The following is a 4,252-nucleotide window of genomic DNA, read 5'->3' on the forward strand; positions in this document are numbered from 1 at the left end:
CCTATCTTATTATACTAAATATTATTTACTAACTCATTTGTTTTCAACGGATTAACTGTAATTTTAACGAAGTATTACATTTTAAAAAAGTATATAAATATGGGTAGACCCAAGAAAAATGAAAACGCAGGAATCAAAGACATCATTACACAAATAAAGAAAGATGTATTTAATGCAACAACAATAGGCAATGCAACAATAAAAAACTATTGTGATAAAGGCATTCCCGCTCTTTCTTTCTATCTTAAGTACTTAGAAGAAGAGGAGAAAAAAAACGTAAACACTTACTCCCAATTCACAACAGAGTTTTTTACAGCATTTTCGCTATATCTGTTAAATAATTATTTTCAACCAAATGGAGAGCTTTATACAATCAGCACAATCAACTCTATTATCAAGTACGCAAAATCAGCAGTCATACTTTCAGCCAGAAAACAGCAAGCACTAACAGAAAATGATATTAGCGCAATAAAGACAAAACAATTTGACGATAAATCATCAGACAATCATATTGCATTACGAAATGACGAAGTGATGAAATTATACAACTACAAATGTAAAAATGAAAAAGACGAAATAATAAAAGACTTATTTATTCTTGAATGCACGTTAGGTTGCCGTGTATCGGACTTGTTAGAAATTGACAACAAAATAGAGGAAATAAACGGAGACTTCTTTATTACCTTTGCCCCAAGAAAAACGCCTAACAAAAAAATGGAAATAAAATTATTTTTTGAAATTGCAAGACATTTAATTATTGACAAATATAAATGTAAGTTGCCCAAATGCAGCAAAGATACAATTAACAAAAATATAAAGAGAATTGCAAAGGAAGCAGGAATAAAAGGAGAAGAGTTGCAATCTATACACTATGCAGGAGATTCCAAACCAACTGAATTAAAAAAACAAAGATATGAATTGATTGCGACACATACAGGAAGACGAAGTTTCATTACTATGCTTTCAGCCAGGGAATGGACTTACGAACAAATTAGAAAATACACGGGACAAACGATAGAAATGGTTCAACACTACGACAAGGCAACACCCAAGTATAAACAAATATTTCAAAACTCATACAAAAACAATTTGGACGAAATTGTTTTACTTCACGATGAAGTAGTTAGTAATGAAAATAAAGATATCGCATTTAAGAAAGAGCAAGCTAATAATCCCGATTCAACCTATATCGACACAATAGTAGAATTAGCAAGCAACAACGGGAAATTACAACACAAGATAGAATTAACCGCAAAGGACTTAAAGAAAGCCAATGAAGATATAAATAATAAAGATAGACAACTTCTCAAAGCCGAAGAGTATATAGAACTATTAGGTGGTGAAGATGCAATAGAACAAGCGATAGTAGATAATAGCGAAACGGATTTAGTTGATGGTTATGTAATAGCAGCAGACGGAACAATTTATTACAATCCACAGACATAAAAAGCAGTGAGAGAAGTTTTAATTTATAATTTTGAGACTGAATAACACTGTTAGGCAGGCGTATCGTTCTTTGAATTTTATGGTTGCAGAATTAGCCAAAATCCCTTTCTGACATATTTGCAGCGTAGTTTATCAGAATGAAAGAAGACAAAAATGAAATAAGAATGCGCAAGTATGGTACCATGTATCCCCGCTTTTAATATTGGAGTATATTTCATCTTATTTACCTCACAGCCGTTATGTGTACATCAGAAAATTTTCTGTAAAAATAGTGAGGTTAAATATTGAACTTTCCTACTCTTTTAACTACTTATTTGTATATGATAATAAATTAATAGCATGAAAGAGGAAACAAAAAAGAAAATTAGTATGCGCTTGCGAGGACGAAAGAAGTCAGCAAGCCATTGCAAGCACATTTCCCAAAGTCTTCAATGCTTGAAGAAGACTAAGGAGCACAAAGAACATCTTAGTGCGTCCCTAAAAGAATATCATAAAAATAATAGAGTAAAATCAAAAAGACATGAGAAAGAAAAAGAGTATAATAAGCATTGATAAGTTGACCCTTTGCTATCTGGCAACGGATGAAGTTATAAAGAAACTGAACGAATATAATGAATTAATAGATAGTGATGATAGTTTTACGCTTATACGTGTACCAAGTGATGAGGCTTTGTTTGCAAATTGTTTCCATGTGATGATTTCTTTTGGTGATTCCGGTAGGAATCATCAAAAGAAATTTGCCACATTAAAAACAAAATTGCGTAGCATGGGGGATGATAAAATTAACTATGTATGGTTATATGTAGAGAATTGGGTCTTCTATGAGGTGTTTGGCATATATGACGGCAGTAAGTGCAATTGGTTGGCTTGTGTGAATTATATTGCGGATGAATTGGGATTAAGCCTCAACAATATTACAGATTTGCACGTGGCATTAGATACGAATATAAACTTCGCAAAGAAGATTAGGCACGCACAGTTTAACGATGATTATGAGGTGATATTAAATGGAAAGGTACGCTCCGATAAAAAAGAGGTGTTAGATGAAATCTTACACATACAAACGGGAGACCAATATCGTTTAAGGACTTTAACTATTTGTATAAATCCCAAGAAACAAGACGGACTATCATTAAAAATATATGATAAGAAAAGAGAGTTGGAAAAATCAAACAAGAAGTATATACCGCAATGGAATGGGCTTAAAGATAAAGACTATCGGGTAGAGTTGACGATAAAGAATGAGCATTTGAAAGAGTTTTACCAATGGAAAGGTGAAGCTATTCCCGATGACCTATTAATGGTTACATTATCTTCACAATTACAAAGTCAAGATTTACTCTTTGATATGCTGTATTACTTCTCCAATAGATTACTACGTTTTCGTTATGGTGGAAAGGTTATCTCAATTTTCCAACTTTAAGATTAAGGTTGCTTTTGATGGGGGTATTAGCAAAGCCCCCTGCGAGAGCAGCCTTTCTTGATTTAATTAATTATAGATTAAAGTTTTATATGGTACAAAATGCGTAGCATTATATTATTATGTATTCAAATAATAATTGTATTCAAATAAATCTATGATGATATAAAAGAATACATTTAAATTGTATTCAAAATATTCTTTGATTAATTTGCATACAATAAGAAAAAGAACTATCTTTGTGGTATAATTAAAAAGCCAATATATGAAAGCAATAATATATGCACGTGTTAGTTCAACTACTGATAGACAGACCACCGATAGACAAGTGGCAGACTTGAAAACCTATGCCGAATATGCCAAAATGGAAGTTGTAAAAGTCTTTGAAGAAAAGGTGAGCGGGGCAAAGAAAAATGCGGAACGCCCTGTTCTCGTTGAGGCTTTGGAGTATTGTCGAACGGAGCAGATTGATATGCTGTTAGTGTCGGAGTTAAGCAGATTGGGGCGTAATGCCTTTGAAGTGTTAGAAACCGTTAAAGGGCTTGTGGATGATAAAATAAACCTCTATATGCAAAAGGAAAAGTTTACATTGCTGAATGATGAAAAACAACCGTCCATGTTTGCCCCTGTAATGCTCGCTACCTTGTCAACCTGCGCACAATTGGAACGAGAGAACATTAAGTTCCGTCTTAATTCGGGACGGCAGCAGTATATTGCCAAAGGTGGTCAACTTGGACGGAAAACGGGTAGTGTAAAAAGTGTGGACAAAAAGAAAGAAGAATATAAGGACGTATTAAAAGCATTGAGGCAAGGGTTATCTGTGAGGCAAGTGGCAAAACTTACCGATACGTCAGCCTCAACTGTTCAGCGTTTGAAGAAAGAGTTCCATCTATAATTAAGGGTGCGTAGATTACGCACCCTCTATACTATTTTCCTGTTAGAACATGTATGCTACTGAAATAGTAAGATTTCTATTCTTTGCACCACTACCTAGGTCAAGCTCTTCATAATTTTCATCACCTGCATCAAACTTAGATTTATATGTTTCAGTTAAACCGAAATCATACCCGAGAGATACTCTATATGTTTTCTTGATTTCAACGCCTATGTTAAAGCCCAAACCACAATCGAAACGTTTTAAGCCATCATTCCCAAAAGTATCATATTTGCTTGAAGTCTTGATTAATTCGTAATCATCATCATAGTCTAATTATTATTGTTAGAAAAAAGTTCTACCTTTGCAGCATATTTTACCGTAATTCCTTACCGTAAAAGATATAACTCATTAAAAATCAGAACAACTTTTGACACTGGCAGTGTCGAGGTGATGAGTTCGAGTCTCATACGCTCCACTTAAACCACTGATTTACAATGAGTCAGTGGTTT

Annotated in this window: 3 protein-coding genes; all 3 read left to right on the forward strand. The window is 33.7% G+C overall.

What is annotated here, in order from left to right; genetic code table 11:
• Positions 1-99 precede the first annotated feature (99 nt).
• The 3 genes from M1B78_RS18195 (at position 100) to M1B78_RS18205 (ending at position 3,761) form a co-directional block, all read left to right on the forward strand.
• The gene (locus tag M1B78_RS18195) at positions 100-1,446 is read left to right on the forward strand and encodes a hypothetical protein (protein ID WP_257941463.1); all 1,347 of its coding nucleotides are present in this window, start codon (positions 100-102) and stop codon (positions 1,444-1,446) included.
• A 520-nt stretch (positions 1,447-1,966) separates the two neighbouring features.
• A complete protein-coding gene (locus M1B78_RS18200) occupies positions 1,967-2,869 on the forward strand; it encodes a hypothetical protein (protein WP_257941464.1) in 903 nt (300 codons plus the stop codon).
• A gap of 262 nt (positions 2,870-3,131) precedes the next feature.
• Entirely contained in the window at positions 3,132-3,761 is a 630-nt protein-coding gene (locus tag M1B78_RS18205; RefSeq protein ID WP_257941465.1) for a recombinase family protein, read from the forward strand.
• Positions 3,762-4,252: the final 491 nt, after the last annotated feature.

It is taken from the genome of Bacteroides muris (ex Fokt et al. 2023), assembly GCF_024704895.1.
Classification (GTDB): domain Bacteria; phylum Bacteroidota; class Bacteroidia; order Bacteroidales; family Bacteroidaceae; genus Bacteroides; species Bacteroides muris.